Below are 25,906 nucleotides of genomic sequence, written 5' to 3'. Positions count from 1 at the left end.
AGTAGTAAGCAATGCCAAAACGTACTGACATTAAAAGTGTTCTAATTCTGGGTGCTGGCCCAATCGTTATCGGTCAGGCATGTGAGTTCGACTACTCAGGTGCACAGGCTTGTAAAGCCCTTCGTGAAGAAGGCTACCGTGTCATTCTGGTGAACTCGAACCCGGCCACTATTATGACTGACCCGGAAATGGCTGATGCGACCTACATTGAGCCAATTCACTGGGAAGTGGTCCGCAAGATCATCGAGAAAGAGCGTCCTGACGCTGTGCTGCCGACCATGGGCGGCCAGACTGCACTGAACTGTGCGCTGGATCTGGAACGTCACGGCGTATTGGCTGAGTTCGGCGTTGAGATGATTGGTGCGACAGCAGATGCTATCGACAAGGCGGAAGACCGTTCTCGCTTTGATGCGGCGATGAAATCCATTGGTCTGGAATGTCCGCGCGCTGATACCGCGAAAACCATGGAAGAAGCCTATAAAGTGCTGGATATGGTGGGCTTCCCATGTATTATCCGCCCGTCTTTCACCATGGGTGGTACTGGTGGTGGTATTGCGTATAACAAAGAAGAGTTCGAAGAAATCTGTCGCCGTGGTCTGGACCTGTCACCGACTAACGAGCTGCTGATTGACGAGTCGCTGATTGGCTGGAAAGAGTACGAGATGGAAGTGGTTCGTGATAAAAACGACAACTGCATCATCGTCTGTGCTATCGAAAACTTCGATGCGATGGGCATCCATACCGGTGACTCTATCACGGTTGCTCCGGCGCAAACCCTGACGGATAAAGAATACCAGCTGATGCGTAATGCTTCGCTGGCGGTTCTGCGCGAAATCGGTGTTGAAACCGGCGGTTCAAACGTACAGTTTGGTATCAACCCGAAAGATGGCCGCATGGTTATCATCGAGATGAACCCGCGTGTGTCGCGCTCTTCTGCTCTGGCATCAAAAGCAACAGGCTTCCCGATTGCGAAAGTGGCGGCGAAACTGGCCGTTGGTTTTACGCTGGACGAGCTGATGAACGACATCACAGGTGGCGCAACACCGGCCTCGTTCGAGCCAACCATCGATTACGTCGTAACGAAGATCCCACGCTTTAACTTCGAAAAATTTGCCGGTGCTAACGACCGTCTGACCACGCAGATGAAGTCCGTGGGCGAGGTGATGGCGATTGGCCGTAACCAGCAGGAATCTCTGCACAAAGCGCTGCGCGGTTTGGAAGTTGGTGCCACAGGTTTCGATGAAATGGTTGACCTGGATGCGCCTGATGCACTGACTCAAATCCGCCACGAGCTGAAAGAGCCGGGTGCAGAGCGTATCTGGTACATCGCTGACGCTTTCCGTGCCGGAATGTCGGTTGATGGTGTTTACAAGCTGACAAACGTTGACCACTGGTTCCTGGTTCAGATTGAAGAACTGGTGAAAATGGAAAACGAAGTCAAAGAAGGTGGCTTTGCCGGTCTGAACGCGGATGTACTGCGTAAGCTGAAACGTAAAGGCTTTGCGGACGCGCGTCTGGCGAAACTGCTGGGTGTAGCGGAGTCTGAAATTCGCAAACTGCGTGACCAGTACGACATCCACCCGGTGTACAAGCGCGTGGATACCTGTGCGGCTGAGTTTTCCTCAGACACGGCTTACATGTACTCATCTTACGATGACGAATGTGAAGCGCAGCCGACCGACAAAGATAAAATCATGGTGCTGGGTGGCGGCCCGAACCGTATCGGCCAGGGTATCGAATTTGACTACTGCTGTGTCCATGCATCGCTGGCACTGCGTGAAGACGGTTACGAAACCATCATGGTGAACTGTAACCCAGAGACGGTATCGACTGACTACGATACGTCTGACCGTCTGTACTTTGAGCCTGTGACTCTGGAAGACGTTCTGTCTATCGTTCGTGTCGAGAAGCCTAAAGGCGTTATCGTGCAGTACGGTGGTCAGACTCCACTGAAACTGGCTCGCGCTCTGGAAGCGGCGGGTGTGCCGATTATCGGTACCAGCCCGGATGCGATTGACCGTGCTGAAGACCGTGAGCGTTTCCAGGCGGCTGTTGAGCGTCTGGGCCTGAAGCAACCAGATAACGCAACTGTTACTGCGATTGAGCAAGCGGTTGAGAAGTCGAAAGAAATTGGCTTCCCGCTGGTGGTTCGTCCTTCTTATGTACTGGGCGGCCGTGCGATGGAAATCGTGTACGATGAAGCAGACCTGCGTCGTTACTTCAATGAAGCGGTCAGCGTTTCTAACGAATCTCCGGTACTGCTGGACCGTTTCCTTGATGACGCAACTGAAGTTGACGTGGATGCGATTTGCGACGGTGAGCGCGTGGTTATCGGCGGTATCATGGAGCACATCGAGCAGGCAGGCGTTCACTCCGGTGACTCAGCCTGTTCTCTGCCGGCTTACACCCTGAGCCAGGAAATCCAGGACGAAATGCGTCGTCAGGTTGAGAAACTGGCGTTTGAGCTGGGCGTGCGTGGTCTGATGAACACCCAGTTTGCGGTGAAAGACAACGAAGTGTACCTGATTGAGGTGAACCCACGAGCGGCCCGTACCGTGCCATTCGTTTCGAAAGCCACAGGTGCCCCGCTGGCGAAGATTGCCGCGCGCGTTATGGCTGGCCAGTCTCTGGAACAGCAGGGCTTTACCAAAGAGATCATTCCACCGTACTACTCGGTGAAAGAAGTGGTGCTGCCATTTAACAAGTTCCCTGGCGTTGACCCGCTACTGGGCCCTGAGATGCGCTCAACTGGTGAAGTCATGGGTGTGGGCGACACGTTTGCCGAAGCCTTTGCCAAAGCGGAATTGGGCTGTGGCAAAGTGAAGCAGGAAAAAGGACGCGCACTGCTGTCAGTTCGTGGTAACGACAAGCAGCGTGTTGTCGACCTGGCTTCCAAGCTGATCAAACTGGGCTACGAGCTGGATGCTACACACGGCACCGCGGTCGTACTGGGTGAAGCTGGCATCAACCCGCGTCTGGTTAACAAAGTACACGAAGGTCGTCCTCATATTCTTGACCGTATCAAGAACAATGAGTACACCTACATCGTGAACACTGCGGAAGGCCGTCAGGCGATTGAAGACTCGAAAGTACTGCGTCGCGGCGCACTGGCGGAGAAGGTGAACTACACCACGACGCTGAACGCTGCCTTCGCAACCTGCATGTCCTGGACGGCAGATGACCGTAACAAAGTGACGTCTGTTCAAGAGCTGCACGCGCGCGTGAAAGCGCACATCGCGTAATAGCTGACTGATTTTGATGTACACACAGCCCGCTCTATAGAGCGGGCTTTTTTATGGTTCTCACAGGGCAATAAAATCCTGATGAAAATTTGACACTTTTGTCCTGCGGCTCTATTGAACTGCTAACTGAATCGCGTACAATTAGAGCGTCGCATAAGCGACTTGATGATTTATTGGAGACTTCAATGAACGATACCGACCATCCCCCGAGTATGAAGGTGGAAAATCAAACCTGCTGACGGTGTCGGTCTCTCATTGTCCGAACCCGGTTTCTCAGGTTCGGAAAAGTCTGTTCTCATTTTTATCCTGCTGATAAGTTTTTTGACACACTCTTCCCCGGTTTTCCCCATTCTTTCTCTGTATTGAATTGCATCTGCCTGCCTCTGTTTCAGGTATCAGGCCGTGGCACTGTTGTGCCTTGGTGTCCACTGCTTTAAGGGTGGCACTGTGCGATTCAGGTGGTCGTTACCCAAGCTGTCTGTGTGACAGACGGCATTGCCAATCGGGAGATTCGCCATGGCGGTAATGAACTATGCAGCGCATGCTGCTGATACAAATAAACCTTTTGTACATACTGATATTCTGGCTGCTCGCAATGCACTGCTGAAATACGATCTATCGGAGCAGGCTGCACTGCTGGTCAAAATGCCTCTTTCTGAGGCGATTGCAATCTTGCATGAAGTTCCGCTGCGTCATGTTCAGACGTTGTTGGATCTGCTGGATGAAATGGATGAAGAAGTGTGTATGCGCCACCTGGCTAACGGTCTGGGCTTGATCTGCTCGGAAGCCGAGCCGGCCGGGCACTATTTGAAAAACAGCGTATTCAGCCATGTGCGCGAGCGGATCGGCTGGATCGTCGGGCTGGCACTGCTCGGCATTGTGTCCGGGCTGATCATTTCGCATTACGAGGACACATTGAGCCAGCTGGTGCTGCTGGCGATTTACATGCCGGTGATTGCCGCGGCGGGCGGGAATACCGGCTCTCAGGCTGCCACGTTGGTGGTGCGGGCTCTGGCAATGGAAGAGATACATTGTCGGGACTGGCTGAAAGTGCTGTGGAAAGAATTCCGGGTGGCGATGGTTGTTGCTGCGGTACTGGCGACAGTAATCGTTGGCCGGGTGTTGCTGTTCAGTGACAGCACTGTACTGCCGGTGGGAATGCAACTGGCGGATATTGCTTTGGCGATCGGGATTGCCATTGCCTTACAGGTGGTGTTGTCTACCACCGTCGGCGGGGTACTACCGATGATTGCCCGGGCGTGCAAACTGGATCCGGCAGTACTGGTCAGCCCGGTGCTGGCATCCGTGGTCGATATTACCGGGATGGTGATTTACTTCACCACGGTGAACTCAGTGCTGGGGCTGGCCTAGCTAAACGTTTTATCCAGTTCACGACCATCCGGTTTGAGCAATAAAAAAGCGAGAGGTTCTGCCTCTCGCTTTTTTTTCATCTGTATGTCCCCGTCCTGACTAGGCAGGGGAGCGATCGTCAAAACTGCTCGTAGAGCGTATGGTACAAGGTGTTCTCAAAGGCCTGAATCGGAGGTGTGACAGCCGGTGCGTTTTTATCCTGCTTTGGTGGGTGATAGTTAGTCACCAGCTGGACAAACAACAGCTCTCTGCCGGATTTTGCTGTCAGGATCCCTGCTAGGTTATACGTTCCATACAGTGAGCCGCTTTTAGCATGAATCTGGCCCTGAAGCGGTTTCTGGCGGATGCTGCGCCGATACTGCAGCGTACCGCTCTCGCCGCTGACCGGGAAGGTTTTCAGCAGCCCCAGTTGGTTGTCATGCTTTCGAATGTAAGCGATCACTTGCAGCATTTGTTCGGCAGTTAAACGGTTATTGCGCGAGAGACCGGAACCGTCGACCAGTACCGCATTGTCCAGTGTGATCCCGGCTTTTTCTTTCAGGATCGCTTCAATGGCGGCCACACCGTTTTTGAAGCTGCCCGGTTGTTTGTAGTAGCGGGCACCCAGGGTTTTGGTTAGGTTATCGGCAATCAGGTTATCTGACGCTTTGACCATGATATCCAGCAGGACATTGAGCGGCTGTGACTGGTGCTGGACAACAAGCTGGCCCTGCACCTTATCATCCCGCTTAATTTTACCCTTGAAGCTGATTCGTTGGCGGGTCAGCTCGCTGCGCAGAATTTTACTGATGTAGTCCGTTGTATCCTGAACCGCGAATTTGAGTGGCAGGGGCTGGTCGCGTTTTACTAGGCAACCGTCCAGGTGGTAGGTGTTGCCTGTCCCGGCAATATCCAGTTCCAGCTCGCAATGGCTGGCTTCATGCTGGGCTTTGTTCACGATGACGGCATTTGTGGTCACGGTGATCGGCTGGTGAGAAGGAATGTTAACCCGGGTCGGTTCGCCAAGTGAGCGGTTACTATACAGTGCGCCCTGCACACAGTTGTGCTCCAGGGTCAGGCTGCTGGCTGGCGCGCTATAACAGACGCCCAGAATGTCCCAGGGCCAGCCAGGCGCACGCTCGTAGCTGGTGAACTGCCCGCCGTTAAGCAAAATGTCACCGCTGATCGAGGTGATGCCTTTCTTTTTGAGTTGCTGTAATAGTTGGGTCAGCTGCGTGCGGGTCAGAGTCGGGTCACCACTGAAACGGAAAATCAGATCATTGCCGCGGGTTTCCACCCGAGTGGTAAAGCGGTATTGAGGCCCGAGGTACAGCTGGGCAGCCAGCGCAGTCAGCATTTTCTGCGTGCTGGCAGGTGGCTGCAGTTGATCGGCCCGCTGCTGGTAAAGGACTTCGCCGGTCTGGCTGTCGGCAACCAGTAACGCTGTATCATTGCCGTCAGGCAACTGACTCAGCGCTTGCTGGAGTGATATAGAAGAAGCGTGCACCTGAGTAGTCAGGAACAGGGCGAGAGTCGAAAACAGTATTCGCAGCATAAGTGGCCTTTTGCATTGCGTGTCAGGGTCAGTCATCATAAAACAAAACAGCGCCAACCCGAAGGCTGACGCTGTAAAGTCTATGTAATGACTTTGCCTTTGTCAGGCAACCATTGCATTAGAAGTCGTAACGAGCACCCAGTACGAACTCGTCAGATGCGTTCGCTTTACCTACTTTGTCAGAATCCAGCAGGTTGAACTTGTAAGACGCGTAAGTACGGAAGTTGCTGTTGAAGTAGTGAGTCGCATCAATAGCAATCGAGTCGTTCAGGTCAACGTCGTTTGAACGGTCTTCACGGAAGTTGTAAGTCGCGATGAATACAGTCTTATCCATAGTGTAAGACGCTGCGAATTCGTAACCACGTTGTTTGTCAGAGTTTTCTTCAGTGTGGCGAGCGTCTTGGTACAGACCCGCAAAGTAGAAGTCACCCACGGTGTAAGAGATTGCACCGAATGTTTGCTTCTGAGTTTCGCCGTTAAATGCACTGTTAGTCGCTGTGTCTTGCTCACCGTAACCTGCACCGAACGCCAGACCCATGTCCAGAGCGTAGATTGCACCTACAGAGTAACCGTCGTCCAGACCTTCAGAGCCTTTGCCGTCGTCAAACACGTAGTTCGCTTTCAGAGTCAGGTTGTTGCCGCCCAGATCGAAAGAACCGGTGTAAGCCAGGTTGTCACCGGCACGGTCAGCTGCAGCTACTTTGTTACCCGCTTCGTTACCGTGGTAAGCCATGATATCGGTAAAGTCAGTGATCATGCCCAGAGAGCCGTCAGTTTTACCGTATACCACTTTACCAAAGTCGCCGCCGATACCTGCGTTCAGGTGACGGTTGTTGACATCACCTTTGTCGTCAGAAGAGCCAGAGCTGGTGTACTCGCCTTCCCAGAAACCGATACCGTACAGAGAATCAGTGATGTCAGTTTTACCTGCTACGTTGATACGTACACGTGATTTATCGGTGACTTTGTTGCTGCCCTGGTCGTTTTCTTTCATAACGCCACGAGCTTCGAAACGGCCGCCAATTGCCAGGCTAGAAGTTTCGTCCGAGTAAACTTCTGCGGCTGTAGCTACAGAAGAGATTGAAGCCGCTGCTACTGTCAGTGCAATCAGTGTCTTGTTCATTATCGAATCCTTTTGGAATTTTTTGTCTGATGCATTCTTGTGCTAAATGCATAGTGTTCTTTTTACTGGTTGTGCCTGGCGAACTGTTAGTAAAAAAAACTGAAAAATACTTATCCAAAAGGAAAATTGTGCATTTTAGATATTTTTAATCCTTGTTTTTCAGGTGTTTACTTTAAAACTTGGAAGTTCCTTTAGGTTGTGGCTTTTTAGTTGTTTTTAGTCTTTTATTGACATCTAAAACGTAGGGTTAATTTGTTACTTTGCGTATATTTGTGATCTGCTACATATACTTATTTTGTGGCATTCGTTAGGCCTTGTCAGAAGACTGCGAATTTCGCCGGTTTGAGGAGGGTTGCTGAGGAACAAAGGTGATCTCTGAGGAATCTTTGTTTAGAATGAAGCGTTCCCTTTAATTGATATGGTTCGGCCTGGTCGCCGGGCTGGCTTTGTTTTGCCTTCTATAGCCTTGGCTATACGGGCGTTGAGGTAAATAAAAATATGGATAAGATTCCAATGACAGTGCGCGGCGAAAAGATGCTGCGTGAAGAACTGGATATTCTGATGAAACGTCGCCCGCTGATCTCTCAAGCGATTGCAGAAGCACGCGAACTGGGTGACCTGAAGGAAAACGCAGAATACCACGCTGCGCGTGAAGAGCAGGGCATTTGTGAAGCACAAATTCGCGACATCGAGTACAAGCTGTCGATGGCGCAGGTGATCGATGTGACTAAGATGCAGAACGCTGGCAAAGTGATTTTCGGCTCGACAGTTACGCTGATCGACATTGATACCGATGAAGAAGTGACCTACCAGATCGTAGGTGATGACGAAGCTGACATCAAAGCGGGTCGTATCTCTGTGAACTCGCCGATCGCTCGTGGTCTGATTGGTAAAATGCAAGACGACGAAGTGTCAATCACGACGCCGGGCGGTAAGCGCGAATTCGAAATTTCTGACGTTGCCTACCTGTAACCAGCAGAATTTGTTAGAAATTGTGACTATCAGATAAAAATCACGGCACACCCTGCCGTGATTGAGGTATAAAAAAGGCCGCAGCGGCGGCCTTTTTTATTTGCGTGGCAATTCGATTTTTCGATTTTCACTTTGACGGTAAAGAACCAGCGTGTTCCCGATAACCTGAACCTTTTCAGCTTTGGTTTCGCGAACAATGGCATCAACGATCAAAAACTTGGTTTCGCGCTCTTCAGCAGCAACCTTAACCTTGATAAGCTCATGGTGGTCAAGTGCCAGTTCGATTTCGGCCAGCACGGCTTCAGTTAAGCCATTTGCACCCATTAAGACTACAGGTTTTAGGTTGTGCGCAAGACCTTTAAGGTATTGCTTCTGCTTGGTGCTTAGATTCATGTCGACTCTATTTCATTCTAGGGTTGAAAACCGCGTATTCTAACGCCATATAGTCTGGATGACTAATTTGTTTAGTATACGCCATCAATGGTGTTGCTGAGTATACTTGATAAGTCCCCAAACTCATTAGGTAAATCATGAGTAAAAAAAAGCATTCGGCCAGCTCCGGCCGTTGGCTGAAAGAACATTTTGATGACAAATATGTTCAGGAAGCACAAAAAAAGGGCTACCGCTCCCGTGCCATCTTCAAAATTGAAGAAATCCAGAAAAAAGATAAGCTTCTGAAACCTGGTATGACAGTCGTGGATCTGGGGGCGGCACCTGGCGGCTGGTCACAGTATGCGGCTGAGATTGTTGGTGACGAAGGTCAGGTGATTGCCTGTGACATTCTGCCAATGGACTCACTGCCGGGCGTAAGCTTCCTGCAAGGTGATTTCCGTGAGGAAGCCGTGTTGGATGCTCTGTTGGAGCGTATTCAGCCGGACATGGTCGATGTGGTTCTGTCGGACATGGCGCCTAACATGAGTGGTAACCTGGCATCAGATCAGCCTAGAGCAATGTATCTTGTTGAACTAGCATTAGATATGTGTAGACAAGTACTTGCGCCTAACGGCAGCTTTGCGGTAAAAGTTTTTCAAGGTGAAGGCTTTGACCCATATCTGGCGGAAGTGCGCTCTATGTTCAAAGTGGTCAAAATCCGCAAACCGGATTCATCGCGGGATCGCTCTCGTGAGGTATATATTGTAGCTACAGGTTACAAACTGTAGTACCCTAAATTCATTTATTTAGTTATCGCGAGGTTAACACCTTGAGTGACATGGCAAAAAACTTGATTCTGTGGTTAGTCATCGCTGTGGTTCTGATGTCTGTTTTTCAGAGCTTCGGACCCGGTGATAATGCTGGCCGTCAAGTCGACTATACAACCTTTGTCCGTGAAATCGGTCAGGATCAGATTAGGGAAGTGCGATTCAATGATCGTGAAATTACCGTATTCAAACGTGATAACACGCGATACGTCACCTATCTGCCTGTCTACAACGATCAAAAGCTGTTAGACGATCTGATTAACGCAAATGTTAAAGTGCTGGGTACTCCACCAGAAGAACCTAGCTTGTTAGCATCTATTTTCATTTCCTGGTTCCCGATGCTGTTGCTGATCGGGGTCTGGATCTTCTTCATGCGTCAGATGCAGGGCGGGGGTGGCAAAGGTGCCATGTCGTTCGGTAAATCGAAAGCCCGTATGATGAGTGAAGACCAGATCAAAACCACCTTTGCAGACGTCGCTGGCTGTGATGAAGCCAAGGAAGATGTGAAAGAGCTGGTGGATTACCTGCGTGATCCAAGCCGCTTCCAGAAACTGGGCGGTAAGATTCCGACTGGTGTTCTGATGGTTGGTCCTCCAGGTACCGGTAAAACCCTGCTGGCAAAAGCCATCGCCGGTGAAGCCAAAGTACCGTTCTTTACTATCTCTGGTTCTGACTTCGTTGAAATGTTCGTCGGTGTGGGTGCATCCCGTGTCCGTGACATGTTCGAGCAAGCCAAGAAAGCTGCACCTTGTATCATCTTTATTGATGAGATTGATGCGGTGGGTCGTCAGCGTGGCGCTGGTGTCGGTGGTGGTCACGATGAGCGTGAGCAAACCCTGAACCAGATGCTGGTTGAAATGGACGGCTTTGAAGGTAATGAAGGCATTATCGTGATTGCGGCAACCAACCGTCCGGACGTTCTGGACCCGGCTCTGCTGCGTCCTGGTCGTTTCGACCGTCAGGTGGTCGTTGGTCTGCCGGATGTTCGTGGTCGTGAGCAGATCCTGAAAGTGCACATGCGTAAAGTGCCACTGGATGGTGATGTGAAACCTGAGCTGATTGCACGTGGTACTCCAGGCTTCTCTGGTGCTGACCTGGCTAACTTGGTGAACGAAGCGGCGTTGTTTGCGGCGCGTGGTAACAAGCGCACCGTGTCTATGGTTGAGTTTGAACTGGCCAAAGACAAGATCATGATGGGTGCTGAGCGTAAGTCTATGGTGATGACGCAGGAGCAGAAAGAGTCCACGGCATACCATGAAGCGGGCCACGCTATTATTGGTCGCCTGGTACCGGATCATGACCCTGTTTATAAAGTGTCTATCATTCCACGCGGCCGAGCGCTGGGTGTGACCATGTACCTGCCTGAGCAGGATCGTGTCAGCCACTCACGTGAGTACCTGGAATCGATGATTTCCAGCCTGTACGGCGGTCGTCTGGCAGAAGAACTGATCTACGGTATAGAAAAAGTATCTACTGGTGCATCAAACGATATCGAACGTGCGACCGAAATCGCCCGTAAGATGGTGACACAGTGGGGCTTCTCCGAGAAGATGGGTCCACTGTTGTATGCTGAAGATGAAGGCGAAGTGTTCCTGGGTCGTTCGGTCACGAAAACCAAGCACATGTCTGATGAAACAGCGCGCGCTATCGATGCGGAAGTACGTGCAATTATCGATCGTAATTACGAGCGTGCCCGTGAGATTCTGATGGCTAACATGGACATCATGCACTCGATGAAAGATGCACTGATGAAGTATGAAACCATCGATGCCGGCCAGATTGACGACCTGATGAAGCGCAAAGAAGTGATTCGCGCACCAAAAGGTTGGGGTGACGAAAACGACACCATGAAAGTGGGTGAGCCGCACGAAGCCAAAGCAGAACAAACTGCTGAGCAAGCGCCAGCCCAAGAGGTGGATGACGAGCAGGAAACTGCCGATGCACCGGCGATTCATCGCAGTGAAGATGATAAGCCAAACGCATAACCGCCCGATATGATTTAAACCCCGGCTCTGGTCGGGGTTTTTTATTGTTTTATGCTCATGGAATTGAACCAGTTGAGGAGCCAAAACTTGATTCTGACGAATAAAGAGAAAACCCTGGATCTGTCACGTCCCCATACCATGGGGATCCTCAATGTCACACCAGACTCCTTTTCTGATGGCGGCCGTTTCAACCGGATGGATGCGGCATTACGTCATGCCGAAGAGATGCTGGCTGCCGGTACGACTATTTTGGATATCGGTGGTGAATCAACCCGCCCGGGTGCGGCGGATGTCAGTCAGCAGGACGAGTTGGACCGGGTCATCCCGGTAATTGAAGCCATCAGCCAGCGATTCGACTGCTGGATCTCCATTGATACCAGCAAAGCCGAAGTCATGACGGAGTCAGTCAAAGCCGGTGCGGATCTGATCAATGATATTCGTGCGCTACGGGAGCCTGGTGCACTGGCTGCTGCGGCTGCTGCCGGGGTGCCGGTTTGTCTGATGCATATGCAGGGACAGCCTCGGACCATGCAGGCAGAACCTTCCTATCAGGATGTAATTGCGGATGTCGGCGACTTTTTGGCTGAGCGGGTCGCCGCTTGCGAAGCGGCAGGCATTGCCCGCGATAAGCTATTGTTGGATCCGGGGTTTGGATTTGGTAAAACCCTTGAGCATAACTACCGGCTGCTGGCGCATCTCGAGTCGTTCCATCAGTTCGGTTTGCCCCTGTTGGTGGGGATGTCGCGTAAATCAATGATTCATAAATTATTAGAGAAACAGCCAGCGGACTGTCTGGCCGGAAGTCTGGCGTGCGCCGCGATTGCCGCCATGAAAGGTGCGCAGATCATCCGGGTACACGATGCTAAAGAAACCGTCGATGTACTGAAGGTGTGTGAAATGACGCTGGCGCAGCGTTAATCACATCAGACGGGTCTGAAATTATAACAACCCTGGTTGAAATCATTAGTTGCTAGGAGTGATTCATGGCAGAGCGTAAATATTTTGGCACCGACGGGGTGCGCGGGTTTGTGGGCAAAGCGCCAATCACGCCTGATTTTGTTCTTAAACTGGGTTGGGCGGCCGGACGGGTTCTGGCCAAAGAAGGAACCCGAAAAGTAATTATTGGTAAGGATACCCGTATTTCCGGTTACATGCTGGAATCAGCACTGGAAGCAGGTCTGGCGGCGGCGGGGCTGCAGGCAGCATTTACCGGTCCGATGCCTACACCAGCTGTTGCTTATCTGACCCGCACTTTCCGGGCAGAAGCGGGCATTGTGATTTCTGCATCCCACAATCCGTATTACGACAACGGGATCAAGTTCTTTTCTTCGGAAGGCACCAAACTGCCGGATGAGGTTGAGCTGGCTATCGAAGAAGAAATGGACAAGCCGCTGACCTGTGTGGAGTCTGCGCTGCTGGGGAAAGCATACCGTATCAACGATGCCGCCGGACGTTACATTGAGTTTTGCAAAGGCACTTTCCCGAGCAAATACGATCTGGCCGGCTACAAAATTGTTGTCGACTGTGCTCACGGTGCCACTTATCACATCGCCCCGAATGTCTTTAAAGAGCTGGGTGCTGAAGTGATCACTATCGGGTGTTCCCCGAACGGTACCAACATCAATGATCAGGTCGGCGCGACTGATGTTGCAGCCCTGCAGGCGAAAGTGCTAGAAGAGAAGGCGAACTTTGGCATTGCACTGGACGGCGATGGTGACCGGGTGATCATGGTGGATGAAGAGGGCAACAAAATCGACGGCGATCAGATTGCCTACATCATTGCCCGTGATGCCCTGCGCCGTGGCGAGCTGAAAGGTGGTGTTGTTGGTACGCTGATGACCAACCTGGGGATGGAAAATGCCCTCAAACAACTGGGGATTCCGTTCGTTCGTGCCAAAGTGGGTGACCGCTATGTCATGGAAGAGCTGCAAAAACATAATTGGCTGATTGGTGCAGAAAACTCTGGTCACGTGATCCTGCTGGATAAAGTCACAACCGGTGACGGTATTGTAGCGGGGCTGCAGATCATGGCTGCGATGGTTGGCAGTAAAATGTCACTGAAAGAGCTGGCCGATGGCATGACCATGTACCCGCAGGTGCTGGTCAATGTGCGATTCTCGGGGGATTCCAATCCGCTGGAATCAGATGCGGTATTGTCTGCCCAGGCAGCTGTAGAAGCTAAACTGGGTAATAAAGGTCGCGTTCTGCTGCGAAAATCCGGCACAGAACCGCTGATCCGGGTGATGGTTGAAGGTGAGGATGCCGAGCTGGTTGAAGCATCCGCACAGCAAATAGCGCAGGCCGTCAAAGACAACTGTTAATGGCGCGCGTGTTCGCGTCAGGAAGAGCGCCGGTTTTGCTTATTTCTTCGACAGGTGATTCACGAAACTGATTTTTCGATGAAATTTTACTTGTCACTAAAGAGCGCTTTCGCTAGTATTCATCCCGCTCCTTAGGAAGGGGTGCGCTGGCACTGCTAAAGCAAAGCCGGCACAACAACTTAACCATAGGTGGAACCCATGTACGAAATTCTACTTGTGATTTATCTGTTGGCTGCGCTTGGTGTGATTGGCCTGGTTTTGGTTCAACAAGGTAAAGGCGCAGATATGGGAGCTTCATTCGGGGCTGGCGCTTCAGGTACACTGTTTGGCGCAAGCGGCTCTGGTAACTTTCTGACCCGAATGACCGCAATTTTTGCAACCATCTTCTTCGTGATTAGCCTGGTGCTGGGTAACATGAGCACTAAACAAGCACACGAAAACAGCGGTTGGGAAGACCTAAGTGCCCCAGCAACTGAGCAAGTGGTTGAAAAAACTGAGAATGCACCAGTTAACAGTGACATTCCTCAGTAACTAAGAATTTAGCCGAGATGGTGAAATTGGTAGACACGCTAGCATGAGGTGCTAGTGCCGTAAGGTGTAGGGGTTCAAGTCCCCTTCTCGGCACCATTGTTTCGTTACTTGAAAGAGTAACCTCTGAACGATATAATTCGCATCAGATTACGGACGCGGGGTGGAGCAGCTTGGTAGCTCGTCGGGCTCATAACCCGAAGGTCGTTGGTTCAAATCCGGCCCCCGCAACCACTTTCCGAAAAAACAACTATCCTTGTAAGGAAGTGTGTTTTTTCAGTCACAGTAAGAACTGTGATTATCAGGGTCCAGTGATAATAAACCCCGTAATTCGGGGTTTTTTATTATCTGAAATATGACCATTCAGGTATCTACTGGGCTTTATAGCCCTTTTTTTGTTTCCGGGGGGTTGTTTTGACAGCTTTAGAGATGCAATTGACCGAACTGCTTGAAGCGCCGGTAACGGCTACAGGCTACGAGCTGGTGGGTCTGGAATTTATCCGCGCAGGCGAACACTCGACACTGCGTGTCTACATTGATCACGAAAACGGGATCACAGTAGAAGATTGTGCCGAAGTGAGCCGCCAGATCAGTGCGGTAATGGATGTTGAAGATCCAATTACTGTTGCTTACAACCTGGAGGTTTCTTCCCCGGGTCTGGAAAGGCCGCTATTTAAAGCCGCACATTACCAACAATTTATTGGCCACGAGGTCAGCCTGGTATTGAAAATGGCGATGGGCAACCGTCGTAAGTGGAAAGGTGACATCGTTGCCGTTGATGGCGAGCTAGTTACGTTAAACGTTGATGGCAATGAAGAAACATTTGCACTTAGCAATATTTCCAAAGCCAACCTGGTTCCAAAATTCTAACCGCTAAATTGGGGCATTAGAAATGAACAAAGAAATCTTGGCTGTCGTTGAAGCGGTATCCAACGAAAAAGCTGTTCCTCGTGAGCGTATCTTCGAAGCACTAGAGATCGCGCTGGCAACAGCAACAAAGAAAAAATACGAAGCTGAAATCGACGTTCGTATTGCGATCGATCGTAAAACGGGTGAGTTCGAAACTTTCCGTCGCTGGAAAGCGGTTGACGAAGTGACTCAGCCTACGCTGGAAATCACTTTGGAAGCAGCTCAGTACGATGACGAAACCGTCGAGCTGGGTGACTACGTTGAAGAGCAGATCGAATCTGTAACGTTTGACCGTATCACTACTCAGACAGCCAAGCAGGTTATCGTTCAGAAAGTTCGCGAAGCAGAACGTGCACAGGTCGTTGAACAGTTCATCGATAACGAAGGTGAACTAATTACCGGTGTGGTCAAGAAAGTTAACCGCGATGCTGTTATCATTGACCTTGGCAACAACGCTGAAGCTGTGATTCTGCGTGAAGATCAGCTGCCTCGTGAAAACTTCCGTCCGGGTGACCGTGTTCGTGGTCTGCTGTACGCAGTGCGTCCAGAAGCGCGCGGCTTCCAGTTGTTCATGACGCGTTCTAAATCTGAAATGCTGTCAGAACTGTTCCGCATCGAAGTGCCAGAAATCGGCGAAGAGATGATTGAGCTGATGGGCGCGGCACGCGATCCGGGTTCTCGTGCGAAAATTGCCGTGAAGACCAACGACAAGCGTATTGACCCTGTGGGTGCGTGTGTTGGTATGCGTGGTGCACGTGTTCAGGCTGTGTCTGGTGAGCTGGGCGGCGAGCGTATTGATATCGTGCTGTGGGATGAGAACCCTGCACAGTTCGTGATCAATGCTATGGCTCCTGCTGAAGTGAGTTCTATCATCGTTGATGAAGACAACCACACCATGGATATCGCCGTAGAGAAAGATAACCTGGCGCAGGCTATCGGCCGTAGCGGTCAGAACGTACGTCTGGCTTCTCAGCTGACTGGCTGGGAACTGAACGTGATGACAGTGGAAGATCTTCAGAAGAAACACCAGGAAGAAGCTCAGGAATCTATCGAGGTATTCACTAAGTACCTGGATATCGATGAAGAATTCGCCGCAGGTCTGGTTGAAGAAGGCTTCACGACGCTGGAAGAAATCGCTTACGTTCCAGTTGCTGAACTGCTGGCTGTTGAAGGCCTGGATGAAGCAACAGTTGAAGAGCTGCGTAACCGTGCAAAAGAAGCACTGACCACGCTTGCTCTGGCTCAGGAAGAAGCACTGGAAGGTGCTGAACCAGCCGAAGACCTGCTGGGTCTGGAAGGCCTGGAGCGTGAATTGGCGTTCAAACTGGCCGCGAAAGGCGTTCGCACGCTGGAAGATCTGGCTGATCAGGGTACCGACGATCTGATTGATATCGATGGTGTCGATGAAGCGAGAGCCGGCGAGCTGATCATGGCAGCGCGTAATATCTGCTGGTTCAGTGACGAAGCATAATTCATAAATCGCAAGGGAGGAGCAGCATGTCAGAGGTTACAGTTAAAGCACTATCCGAGGAAATCGGTACGCAAATTGACCGTTTGCTTCAACAGTTTGCCGATGCAGGTATCAGCAAAAAAGCTGACGATACCGTAAGCCAACAGGAAAAGCAGTCGCTGCTGGCCCACCTGAAAAAAGAACATGGTGGCAGCAGTACTGGCGAGGCTCCTACACGCCTTACCTTGCAACGTAAGACCCGAAGCACTCTGAGTGTTTCGGGCTCTGGTGGCAAGAATAAAAGTGTTCAGGTAGAAGTGCGTAAAAAGCGTACCTATGTTAAACGTTCTGCTCTTGAAGAAGAACAGCGTGCCGCGGAAGAAGCGAAGCGCCAGGCGGATGAAGCCGCCCAGCGTGAGGCAGAAGAAGCAGCTAAACGTGCAACGGAAGAAGCCGCGAAACGTGAAGCTGAGGAGCAAGCTAAGCGTGATGCTGAGCTGGCTGCACAGCGCGCTGAGGAAGAGAAACGCCTAGCTGAAGAAAAAGCTAAGCAAGAGTCAGAACTCAATGCTGAACGCAAAGCTGAGGAAAAGCTGAAGCGTGAAGCTGATGATAAGCGTCTGGTTGAAGAAAAAGCCAAACGCGCCGCCGCTGATGAACAGGCTAAGAAAGAAGCCGAGGCGCTCCAACGTCGCCGGGAAGAGGAAGCCAAGCGTAAAGCCGAAGAAGAGAGTCAGCGTCAGCTAGAAGAGGCACGCAAGATGGCAGAAATGAATGAAAAGAACTGGTCAAAACCTGACCAGAATGCAGGTAATATGGATAAAGACGACTACCATACTACGACGTCCAGTTACGCACGTGCGGCTGAAGACGAGCAAGATCGTAAAGAAGAACAAGCACGCCGCCGCAAGAAGAAAAAGCCGAGCGGTGCTAAGCAGCAAGAAGAACGCGCCCCTCGTGGTGGCCGTGCCCCTCGTGGCCGTGGCAAGCAGCAGCTGGCTAAGCCAACCTCAATGCAGCACGGCTTCGACAAGACAGCGACTGTCGCTAAGTCAGACGTTGTTATCGGCGAAACAATCGTTGTGTCAGAACTTGCTAACAAGATGGCGGTAAAAGCTGCTGAAGTTATCAAAGTGATGATGAAGATGGGTGCGATGGCAACCATCAACCAAGTGATCGATCAGGAAACCGCTGCACTGGTTGCTGAAGAAATGGGTCACAAGGTTATCCTGCGTAAAGAAAACGAGCTGGAAGAAGCGGTACTGTCTGATCGTGATGAGAACCTGGCTACTGTTCCTCGTGCGCCAGTTGTTACCATCATGGGTCACGTTGACCACGGTAAAACGTCTACGCTTGACTACATCCGTAAAGCACACGTTGCTGCGGGCGAAGCCGGTGGTATTACCCAGCACATCGGTGCATACCATGTTGAAACCGACAACGGCATGATCACCTTCCTGGATACTCCGGGACACGCCGCGTTTACCGCAATGCGTGCTCGTGGTGCTCAGGCAACGGATATCGTTGTTCTTGTTGTAGCAGCAGACGATGGCGTAATGCCACAGACAATCGAAGCGATTCAGCACGCGAAAGCGGCTGGCGTACCTCTGATTGTTGCCGTGAACAAGATCGACAAAGAAGATGCGAACCCAGATAACGTGAAGAACGAGCTTGCTCAGTACGACGTTATCCCAGAAGAATGGGGCGGTGAGAACATCTTCGTTCACATCTCTGCGAAGCAGGGTACGAACATCGACGGTCTGCTAGAAGCAATCCTACTTCAAGCTGAAGTTCTTGAACTAACAGCAGTTGCTGAAGGCATGGCGAAAGGTGTGGTTGTTGAATCACGTCTTGATAAAGGCCGCGGTCCGGTAGCGACAGTTCTGGTACAGGAAGGTACCCTGTGCAAGGGCGATATCGTTCTGTGTGGTCTGGAGCATGGCCGTGTTCGTGCGATGCGTGATGAGCGTGGTCAGGAGATCGAATCTGCTGGTCCATCTATCCCAGTTGAGATCCTAGGTCTGTCAGGCGTACCGTCTGCCGGTGACGAAGCGACAGTTGTACGTGACGAGCGTAAAGCGCGTGAAGTTGCAATGTACCGCCAAGGCAAATTCCGTGACGTTAAACTGGCTCGCCAGCAGAAAGCGAAACTGGAAAACATGTTTGCCAACATGGCTGCCGGTGAAGTTGCTGAACTGAATGTGGTACTGAAAGCTGACGTACAGGGTTCTGTGGAAGCAATCGCTGACTCACTACGCAAACTGTCTACCGACGAAGTGAAAGTGAACATCGTAGGTTCAGGTGTAGGTGGTATCACTGAAACTGACGCCGTACTGGCTGCTGCGTCTAACGCAATCGTCCTGGGCTTCAACGTGCGTGCTGATGCTTCTGCACGTAAGACGATTGAAACTGAGAACCTGGATCTGCGTTACTACTCAATCATCTACCAGCTGATCGACGAAGTGAAAGCGGCGATGAGCGGTATGCTGTCACCTGAGTTCAAGCAGGAAATCATTGGTCTGGCTGAAGTTCGTGACGTGTTCAAGTCACCGAAACTGGGCGCTATTGCAGGCTGTATGGTTACTGAAGGTACCATCAAGCGTAATAACCCAATCCGCGTTCTGCGTGATAACGTGGTTATCTACGAAGGTGAACTGGAATCTCTGCGTCGCTTCAAAGATGACGTGAGCGAAGTGAAGAACGGCTACGAATGTGGTATCGGCGTTAAGAACTACAATGATGTTCGCGTTGGTGACCAGATCGAAGTTTACGAAATCATTGAGATTCAGCGTACCCTTGACTAATCCTCAAGGCTGTAACCTGCTAAAAGGTTTACATAATATCCATGGGGAGCTTCGGCTCCCCATTCTTTCAAGAGCCTGTTCTCTAAGAGAGGAAAAGAATGTCTAAAGAATTTAGCCGTACTCAGCGTGTTGCTCAGCAGCTGCAAAAAGAGCTGGCGGTGATCCTGCAACGCGAGATCAAAGACCCACGTATTGGCATGGCCACCATCTCCAGCGTCGACGTTTCCCGTGATATGGGTTACGCAAAAGTGTACGTAACCTTCCTGACGGTGGGTGAGCAAACAGCAGAAGACAGCCTGGAAGCACTGCGCGAAATGGCGCCGTACATCCGTTCGCTGCTGGGTAAGCAAATCCGCCTGCGCGTCACGCCGGAACTGAACTTCATTTTCGATAAGTCACTGACTGAAGGTATGCGTATCTCGAACCTGGTAACAAAAGCGGTCCGTGATGATGAAGACCGCCGTGGCAATAGCCCACGCGAGGAAGACGAGGAGTAACTGATGGCACGTCGTCGTAAGGGGCGTCCGGTTGACGGGGTGATCCTGCTGGACAAACCAACCGGGATCAGTTCAAACGATGCGCTGCAGAAAGTGAAGCGTATCTTCTTCGCGGAAAAAGCCGGCCATACCGGGGCGCTGGATCCGCTGGCAACCGGGATGCTGCCAATTTGTTTTGGTGAAGCAACCAAGTTTTCTCAGTTCCTGCTGGACTCTGACAAACGCTACCGTGTTATTGCCAAACTGGGTGAGCGGACCGACACGTCTGACTCGGACGGTGAAGTGGTGCAGACGCGTGAAGTGAAAGTCGACCGCGGTCAGCTGGAACGCTGCATTGCCAAATTCCGTGGCACCACGGATCAGGTACCGTCGATGTACTCGGCACTGAAGTACCAGGGCCGTAAGCTGTATGAATATGCCCGTGAAGGCATTGAAGTACCGCGTGAAGCCCGCAAGATCACCGTGTATTCGGTTGAACTGCTGCGCTTTAGCAACAACGAGGTGGAAATGGAGCTGCATGTCTCGAAAGGGACGTACATCCGTACCATCGTTGATGATCTGGGCGAAATGCTTGGTTGCGGCGCGCACGTAACTTTCCTGCGCCGGACCGGAGTGTCGAACTTCCCGGTTGAGCGCATGGTTACCCTGGAACAGCTGGAAGCGATGCTGGAGCAGGCCAAAGCGGATGATGTGGTGCCAAGTGAAGTGCTGGATCAACTTCTGCTGCCCACGGATACCGCGGTTCAGGACTTGCCTGAAGTGAACATCCTGCCGGCGCTGGCCGTCTATATTCTGAACGGTAACCCGGTTAATGCGGGGCGTGTGCCGGCGGAAGGGACGCAGGTACGCATCACGGTAGGTCAACAGCGCGATTTTATCGGCGTTGGCGTGATTGACCGGGAAGGCATGCTGGCACCGAAACGTGTGATGGCAAACAAGCAAACCATCCAATAAGCTACCATGTTGAAGCGCGGCTGGCAGAGATGCTGGTAACCGGACTGAACCAAAGCGGAAACCTTCGGGATTCCGCTTTTTCTTTATCCGCGGGCACCCTGAACGTCGGGCTTTTAGCAGGGCGAACGGCCTGTGAATATTGTCAGCAGGGCCGGAATATTTGCTTGTAGTTCACGGTGGCTGCCAGTATAATCCGCGCTTCGGGTGTCGGCTGAATCAGAGATTGGCTGGCACAAATTAAAACCCTTTTTATTAGGAATGAGTTATGTCTCTGAATGCAGAAACTAAAGCAGCAATCGTTGCTGAATACGCACAAGGCGCAAACGACACTGGTTCTCCTGAAGTTCAGGTTGCACTGCTAACAGCACAAATCAACCACCTTCAAGGTCACTTTGCTAACCACAAACACGACCACCACAGCCGTCGTGGCCTGCTGCGCATGGTTTCTCGTCGTCGTAAGCTTCTGGATTACCTAAAAGGTAAGAATCTGGATCGCTACCAAGACCTAGTTAAGCGTCTGGGCCTGCGTCGCTAAGATTGCTTAGGAAAGGAGCCGTTAAGGCTCCTTTCTTTTTTCTACGCTTTATAGAAATCACGAGTCGTTTTCGTCGACCCTAAGGTCGCGGCTAATGCGAGTCTGCCCACGTTGGATACGTTTTGAGCGGGTGGCTTCGCATTAGTCGCGATACGTGAATTTACTGTAAAGTGTCTTTCATCACATGACGCTTTTCCTTGTGTCAGATATACTTATCGACGCAAATAGAAAGCGGAATAATATTAAGGAAATTCACGTGAATCCTATCGTAAAGACTTTCCAGTACGGTAACCACACAGTTACTCTAGAAACTGGCGTTATGGCACGTCAGGCGACTGCCGCTGTGATGGCGAGCATGGACGATACTTCTGTATTCGTCAGCGTTGTGGGCAAGAAAGAAGCTGTTGAAGGCCAGGACTTCTTCCCTCTGACAGTAAACTACCAAGAGCGTACTTACGCTGCGGGTAAAATCCCTGGTGGTTTCTTCAAACGCGAAGGCCGTCCATCAGAAGGCGAAACACTGACTGCTCGTCTGATTGACCGTCCAATCCGTCCGCTATTCCCAGATGCATTCAAAAACGAAGTTCAGGTTATTGCAACTGTGGTTTCTGTAAACCCAGATGTACAACCAGACATCATTACTATGATCGCAACGTCTGCGGCGCTGGCAATCTCTGGTATTCCGTTTAACGGTCCAATCGGTGCTGCTCGTGTGGGTTACATCAACGACCAACTGGTTCTGAACCCAAGCAACACTGAACTAGCACAAAGCCGTCTGGACCTGGTTGTTGCTGGTACTGACAGCGCAGTTCTGATGGTTGAATCAGAAGCTGACCGCCTGAGTGAAGAGCAAATGCTGCAAGCGGTTGTGTTCGGTCACGACCAACAACAAGTTGTGATCAACGCGATCAAAGAGTTCGCAGCTGAAGTGAACACGCCTGCGTGGAACTGGGTTGCACCGGTTGAAAACACTGAGCTGAAAACCCGTGTTGCTGAACTGGCTGAAGCCCGTCTGACTGACGCTTACCAGATCACTGAGAAAATGGCGCGTTACGAGCAAGTTGGCCAGATCAAGGGCGACGTGGTTGAAGCGCTGCTGGCGCAGGACGAAACTCTGGACGAGCGTGAAATCCGCGACATGCTGGGTTCTCTGGAGAAGAAAGTGGTACGTAGCCGCATTATCGCTGGCCACCCACGTATCGACGGTCGTGAAAAAGACATGGTTCGTGCACTGGACGTACGTACTGGCGTTCTGCCACGTACTCACGGTTCATCTCTGTTTACCCGTGGTGAAACACAGGCGCTGGTAACGGCAACTCTGGGTACACAGCGTGATGCGCAAATCATCGACGAGCTGACTGGTGAGCGTAAAGATCACTTCCTGCTGCACTACAACTTCCCTCCATACTGTGTGGGTGAGACTGGCTTTGTAGGTTCTCCGAAGCGTCGTGAAATCGGCCACGGTAAACTGGCTAAGCGTGGTATTGCCGCAGTAATGCCTTCTGTTGACGAGTTCCCGTACACAGTACGTGTTGTGTCTGAGATCACTGAATCAAACGGTTCGTCTTCAATGGCATCAGTATGTGGTACGTCTCTGGCGCTGATGGACGCGGGTGTGCCAATTAAAGCCTCTGTAGCCGGTATCGCAATGGGTCTGGTTAAAGAAGGCGAAGACTTTGTGGTTCTGTCTGACATTCTGGGTGACGAAGATCACCTGGGTGACATGGACTTTAAAGTGGCGGGTACCGCTGACGGCGTAACAGCCCTGCAGATGGATATCAAGATCGAAGGTATCACTAAAGAAATCATGCAAATCGCCCTGAATCAGGCGAGAGGTGCGCGTACGCACATCCTGAGCGTGATGGACCAGGCGATCAACGCGCCACGTGATGATATCTCTGAGTTCGCACCACGTATCCACACCATGAAGATCAACCCTGAGAAGATCAAAGATGTGATCGGTAAGGGTGGTGCTGTGATTCGTGCGCTGACTGAAGAAACTGGTACTACGATTGAAATCGAAGACGACGGTACTGTGAAGATCGCAGCGACCGAAGGTACTGCTGCGAAAGAAGCTATCCGTCGTATCGAAGAAATCACTGCTGATGTTGAAGTTGGCCGCATCTATACCGGTAAGGTAATGCGTATTGTTGACTTCGGTGCATTCGTTTCTGTGATTGGTTCTAAAGAAGGTCTGGTTCACATTTCTCAAATCTCTCAGGAGCGCATTGAGAAAGTGGCAGATCACCTGGAACTGGGTCAGGAAGTGAAGGTGAAAGTTCTGGAAATCGACCGTCAGGGTCGTATCCGTCTGAGCATGAAAGAAGCTCAGGAAGACCAGAATGCTGCACCTGCTGGTGAACAGCAGCCAGAAGCCTAAGGTTTTTGGTTAAAAGCATGATATAAAGGGGCTATTCAGCCCCTTTTTTATTCTGGCCAAATGGGCGATGGCATGGGCTGGGTTATCGGGGATTTGCCTCTGAGGCCCACTGGCTTTTGCTGTAAAGCCCTTCGTCATGGACCGTTTGGTATTATGCTAGAGATAAGTAAAGTCTCACCCAGGGAGAACTGCATTGATTGCAAATAGGATTAAACTGGCGTGCCTGGCATTCACTATGATGCTGGCAGGCTGCTCGTCACCGCCGTCGCAGTGGACTCAACCGCCGATGGCAGTTCCTTTTCAGCCGACGATTCAACAGCAAATTCAGCTGGCGCGTATCGATCAGCTACTCAGACGCGATGATCTGGACGGTAATACACTGGCTCAGATTTATTATGAGCGTGGCCTGTTGCATGACAGCCTGGGGTTACGCGACCTGGCCCGCCTGGATTTTAACCAATCCTTGTCGCTTAAACCGGATCAGCCGGATGTCTTCAATATCCTCGGGGTGTATTTTACCCAAAGTGCCCACTTTGATGCGGCCTATGAAGCCTTCGACTCCACGCTAGAGCTGAATATTCGCCACCCGTTTGCCCAGCGCAACCGCGGTATCGCCCTGTATTATGGCGGCCGGTATGATTTGGCCAGCGAAGATCTGAATGCCCATTACCAGCAGGATATCAATGATCCTTACCGGGTGATCTGGCTCTATCTGGTCGAGCTGGAAGTGGATGAGCAGCAGGCGTTGGACAAGCTGCGTCAGCGTTACGCCGCGGCGGACAAGCAGGACTGGGGCTGGCATATTGTCCGCCTGTATCTGGGGGAGATCAGTGAACGGGAGTTCCTGGGACAGATCACCACCGAAAGCGAAGACAATGAGGTGTTGGCAGAGCGTCTGACCGAAGCCTATTTCTACATGGGTAAGGTGTACCATCATAACAAGGATTACGCCTCAGCCCTGATGCTTTATAAACTGGCGTTGTCCGGCAATGTGTATGAGTTTGTCGAGCACCGTTTTGCCACGCTGGAGCTGAGCCGCCTGACGGCAGAAGCGCGGCGTGAGACACCGATGATTCCGGCTGAAGACGAAGACTCCTGACGAACGCTGAGTCGCCGTCAGGTCACGCCACAGCCCGGATTGGAACCTGCTAAGACAGTAAAAATCTTAAGCAAACAAAAAGCCGCGATCTCTCGCGGCTTTTTGTTTCTGCTTGGCTCAGTCCTGAATCGTCAGGCCAGCCAGATTATGCCAGTAACCGTTACAGTGATGGCCGTCTTCCAGCGGATAGCGGCTCTCGCCCTGACGGTTGGCCCTGAATTGGTCAACCGTTGCCAGGGTATCGACTCCGAGCGGGCTGAGGCGAATCACATCAACCAAGCCGTCCATGCCCGCCTGATCGTTGATCAGGTTATAACAATAGCCGGACTGGGTCTGGATACCGTTCAGGGTGAAGACTTTCTGGGACTCCTGGCTGTGTACCGTAATTCCATTCGGGTACTTGATACAGCAGGTTTCACAGTCATCTTTGGCGCGGTCTTCGGCACGGGCGGTGAAGCAGCGGGCAGAGTAGGCCAGCGGCAGGTAGCCGTAGCTGAACACTTCCGTTTCAAACTGATGGCGGATCCCCAGCGTGTCACAGTCGGTGAGCACATTCTGCAGCCACTCGCGGGACAGCTCGACCGGCATACACCAGCGTACCATGCCTTTATCCAGAAACAGTTTTAGCGTCTGGGCGTTGTAGCAGTTCACCGCAGGGCCGACCACAAAGGGCACCTTGCTTTGATGAGCGAGCTGAATGGCAGAAACGTCATTGGCTTCAATCATGAAATCGCCGTTGTCGACATACTTCTTCATGATATTCACTTCGCTGGGGGCTTCCAGCAGCGCCATGGTTGACAACACCACCTGTTTGCCACCAGCAGCCAGTTCTTTGGCTATCGCCAGCCAGTGCGCCGGTTTCATCTCCCGTCGCTTGGAGCAGACGGTTTCTCCCAGATAGATAATCTCCGCTGTGCTGTCTTTCGCCTGTTGGTAGAACGCCTCAACATCGGTTTGCGGCCAGAAATACAGAAGGGGGCCTAAAGCATATTTCATCGTGGAC

General features: G+C 51.5%; 20 protein-coding genes and 2 tRNA genes. 18 read left to right on the top strand and 4 right to left on the bottom strand.

The features are described from left to right. The first annotated feature begins 11 nt into the window (after nt 1-11). Nucleotides 12-3,242: a carbamoyl-phosphate synthase large subunit gene (carB, locus tag FH974_RS13020; protein WP_047886490.1), complete on the top strand. Its 3,231-nt coding sequence runs from the start codon at nt 12-14 to the stop codon at nt 3,240-3,242. A gap of 516 nt (nt 3,243-3,758) precedes the next feature. Next, a complete protein-coding gene (locus tag FH974_RS13015; RefSeq protein ID WP_047886491.1) occupies nt 3,759-4,613 on the top strand; it encodes a magnesium transporter in 855 nt (284 codons plus the stop codon). Between the two features lie 118 nt (nt 4,614-4,731). Here the strand turns inward: FH974_RS13015 and dacB are convergent, their stop codons facing one another. Together dacB and FH974_RS13005 are read right to left on the bottom strand one after the other, a co-directional pair. Then, complete coding sequence (gene dacB, locus FH974_RS13010; RefSeq protein WP_207103333.1) at nt 4,732-6,147, bottom strand: serine-type D-Ala-D-Ala carboxypeptidase; 1,416 nt, start codon at nt 6,145-6,147, stop codon at nt 4,732-4,734. A gap of 118 nt (nt 6,148-6,265) precedes the next feature. Beyond that, a complete protein-coding gene (locus tag FH974_RS13005; protein ID WP_047886493.1) occupies nt 6,266-7,270 on the bottom strand; it encodes a porin in 1,005 nt (334 codons plus the stop codon). 498 nt (nt 7,271-7,768) lie between these two features. On the opposite strand from FH974_RS13005, the gene greA reads away from it, so the two are divergent. Beyond that, the gene (gene greA, locus FH974_RS13000) at nt 7,769-8,242 is read left to right on the top strand and encodes a transcription elongation factor GreA (RefSeq protein ID WP_047886494.1); all 474 of its coding nucleotides are present in this window, start codon (nt 7,769-7,771) and stop codon (nt 8,240-8,242) included. A 96-nt stretch (nt 8,243-8,338) separates the two neighbouring features. Here greA and yhbY read toward each other — a convergent pair whose 3' ends face one another. Continuing rightward, nucleotides 8,339-8,635, bottom strand: a complete 297-nt coding sequence (gene yhbY, locus FH974_RS12995) for a ribosome assembly RNA-binding protein YhbY (protein WP_047886495.1) — start codon at nt 8,633-8,635, stop codon at nt 8,339-8,341. 137 nt (nt 8,636-8,772) lie between these two features. Between yhbY and rlmE the strand changes: the two genes are divergently transcribed. From rlmE to nlpI, 15 genes are all read left to right on the top strand, one after another. Then, nucleotides 8,773-9,402 (top strand): 23S rRNA (uridine(2552)-2'-O)-methyltransferase RlmE, encoded by a 630-nt coding sequence (gene rlmE / locus FH974_RS12990; RefSeq protein WP_047886496.1) that lies wholly within the window; start codon nt 8,773-8,775, stop codon nt 9,400-9,402. A gap of 50 nt (nt 9,403-9,452) precedes the next feature. After that, entirely contained in the window at nt 9,453-11,426 is a 1,974-nt protein-coding gene (gene ftsH, locus FH974_RS12985) for an ATP-dependent zinc metalloprotease FtsH (RefSeq protein WP_207103332.1), read from the top strand. A gap of 87 nt (nt 11,427-11,513) precedes the next feature. Continuing rightward, a complete protein-coding gene (gene folP, locus FH974_RS12980; protein WP_047886498.1) occupies nt 11,514-12,344 on the top strand; it encodes a dihydropteroate synthase in 831 nt (276 codons plus the stop codon). Nucleotides 12,345-12,409: 65 nt separating this feature from the next. Beyond that, nucleotides 12,410-13,747, top strand: coding sequence for a phosphoglucosamine mutase (glmM, locus tag FH974_RS12975; RefSeq protein ID WP_047886499.1), 1,338 nt, complete (start codon nt 12,410-12,412; stop codon nt 13,745-13,747). A gap of 198 nt (nt 13,748-13,945) precedes the next feature. After that, the gene (gene secG, locus FH974_RS12970) at nt 13,946-14,278 is read left to right on the top strand and encodes a preprotein translocase subunit SecG (RefSeq protein ID WP_047886500.1); all 333 of its coding nucleotides are present in this window, start codon (nt 13,946-13,948) and stop codon (nt 14,276-14,278) included. A gap of 11 nt (nt 14,279-14,289) precedes the next feature. After that, nucleotides 14,290-14,374: transfer RNA gene (locus FH974_RS12965), tRNA-Leu, on the top strand. Between the two features lie 58 nt (nt 14,375-14,432). Continuing rightward, nucleotides 14,433-14,509: transfer RNA gene (locus FH974_RS12960), tRNA-Met, on the top strand. A gap of 180 nt (nt 14,510-14,689) precedes the next feature. Further along, complete coding sequence (gene rimP / locus FH974_RS12955; RefSeq protein WP_047886501.1) at nt 14,690-15,145, top strand: ribosome maturation factor RimP; 456 nt, start codon at nt 14,690-14,692, stop codon at nt 15,143-15,145. Between the two features lie 22 nt (nt 15,146-15,167). After that, entirely contained in the window at nt 15,168-16,655 is a 1,488-nt protein-coding gene (gene nusA / locus FH974_RS12950; protein WP_047886502.1) for a transcription termination factor NusA, read from the top strand. A gap of 26 nt (nt 16,656-16,681) precedes the next feature. Next, nucleotides 16,682-19,438 carry a translation initiation factor IF-2 gene (infB, locus tag FH974_RS12945; protein WP_047886503.1) on the top strand — a complete coding sequence of 919 codons (2,757 nt, stop codon included), beginning with the start codon at nt 16,682-16,684 and terminating at the stop codon, nt 19,436-19,438. Nucleotides 19,439-19,536: 98 nt separating this feature from the next. After that, the gene (gene rbfA / locus FH974_RS12940) at nt 19,537-19,935 is read left to right on the top strand and encodes a 30S ribosome-binding factor RbfA (protein WP_047886504.1); all 399 of its coding nucleotides are present in this window, start codon (nt 19,537-19,539) and stop codon (nt 19,933-19,935) included. A 3-nt stretch (nt 19,936-19,938) separates the two neighbouring features. Beyond that, complete coding sequence (truB, locus tag FH974_RS12935; protein WP_047886505.1) at nt 19,939-20,889, top strand: tRNA pseudouridine(55) synthase TruB; 951 nt, start codon at nt 19,939-19,941, stop codon at nt 20,887-20,889. A 265-nt stretch (nt 20,890-21,154) separates the two neighbouring features. Continuing rightward, nucleotides 21,155-21,424: a 30S ribosomal protein S15 gene (gene rpsO / locus FH974_RS12930; protein ID WP_047886506.1), complete on the top strand. Its 270-nt coding sequence runs from the start codon at nt 21,155-21,157 to the stop codon at nt 21,422-21,424. A gap of 256 nt (nt 21,425-21,680) precedes the next feature. Further along, on the top strand, nt 21,681-23,804 hold the full coding sequence (gene pnp, locus FH974_RS12925; RefSeq protein WP_047886507.1) for a polyribonucleotide nucleotidyltransferase: 2,124 nt from the start codon (nt 21,681-21,683) through the stop codon (nt 23,802-23,804). Between the two features lie 193 nt (nt 23,805-23,997). Further along, nucleotides 23,998-24,903 (top strand): lipoprotein NlpI, encoded by a 906-nt coding sequence (gene nlpI / locus FH974_RS12920; protein ID WP_084712647.1) that lies wholly within the window; start codon nt 23,998-24,000, stop codon nt 24,901-24,903. A 117-nt stretch (nt 24,904-25,020) separates the two neighbouring features. On the opposite strand, the gene FH974_RS12915 is transcribed toward nlpI, so the two are convergent. Then, nucleotides 25,021-25,899: a U32 family peptidase gene (locus FH974_RS12915; protein WP_047886508.1), complete on the bottom strand. Its 879-nt coding sequence runs from the start codon at nt 25,897-25,899 to the stop codon at nt 25,021-25,023. Nucleotides 25,900-25,906: the final 7 nt, after the last annotated feature.

Origin of the sequence: Photobacterium ganghwense, assembly GCF_017329545.1 — a bacterium.
GTDB lineage: Bacteria > Pseudomonadota > Gammaproteobacteria > Enterobacterales > Vibrionaceae > Photobacterium > Photobacterium ganghwense.
The sequence above is the reverse complement of the archived record's forward strand: the minus strand, read 5'-3'. Positions and strand labels throughout refer to the sequence as shown.

Excerpts from the sequence above, each read along its gene's own strand:
- carB (WP_047886490.1), top strand. The coding sequence starts at position 12 with ATGCCAAAACGTACTGACATTAAAAGTGTTCTAATTCTGGGTGCTGGC.
- FH974_RS13015 (WP_047886491.1), top strand. The coding sequence starts at position 3,759 with ATGGCGGTAATGAACTATGCAGCGCATGCTGCTGATACAAATAAACCT.
- dacB (WP_207103333.1), bottom strand. The coding sequence starts at position 6,147 with ATGCTGCGAATACTGTTTTCGACTCTCGCCCTGTTCCTGACTACTCAG.
- FH974_RS13005 (WP_047886493.1), bottom strand. The coding sequence starts at position 7,270 with ATGAACAAGACACTGATTGCACTGACAGTAGCAGCGGCTTCAATCTCT.
- greA (WP_047886494.1), top strand. The coding sequence starts at position 7,769 with ATGGATAAGATTCCAATGACAGTGCGCGGCGAAAAGATGCTGCGTGAA.
- yhbY (WP_047886495.1), bottom strand. The coding sequence starts at position 8,635 with ATGAATCTAAGCACCAAGCAGAAGCAATACCTTAAAGGTCTTGCGCAC.
- rlmE (WP_047886496.1), top strand. The coding sequence starts at position 8,773 with ATGAGTAAAAAAAAGCATTCGGCCAGCTCCGGCCGTTGGCTGAAAGAA.
- ftsH (WP_207103332.1), top strand. The coding sequence starts at position 9,453 with ATGGCAAAAAACTTGATTCTGTGGTTAGTCATCGCTGTGGTTCTGATG.
- glmM (WP_047886499.1), top strand. The coding sequence starts at position 12,410 with ATGGCAGAGCGTAAATATTTTGGCACCGACGGGGTGCGCGGGTTTGTG.
- secG (WP_047886500.1), top strand. The coding sequence starts at position 13,946 with ATGTACGAAATTCTACTTGTGATTTATCTGTTGGCTGCGCTTGGTGTG.
- nusA (WP_047886502.1), top strand. The coding sequence starts at position 15,168 with ATGAACAAAGAAATCTTGGCTGTCGTTGAAGCGGTATCCAACGAAAAA.
- infB (WP_047886503.1), top strand. The coding sequence starts at position 16,682 with ATGTCAGAGGTTACAGTTAAAGCACTATCCGAGGAAATCGGTACGCAA.
- rbfA (WP_047886504.1), top strand. The coding sequence starts at position 19,537 with ATGTCTAAAGAATTTAGCCGTACTCAGCGTGTTGCTCAGCAGCTGCAA.
- truB (WP_047886505.1), top strand. The coding sequence starts at position 19,939 with ATGGCACGTCGTCGTAAGGGGCGTCCGGTTGACGGGGTGATCCTGCTG.
- rpsO (WP_047886506.1), top strand. The coding sequence starts at position 21,155 with ATGTCTCTGAATGCAGAAACTAAAGCAGCAATCGTTGCTGAATACGCA.
- FH974_RS12915 (WP_047886508.1), bottom strand. The coding sequence starts at position 25,899 with ATGAAATATGCTTTAGGCCCCCTTCTGTATTTCTGGCCGCAAACCGAT.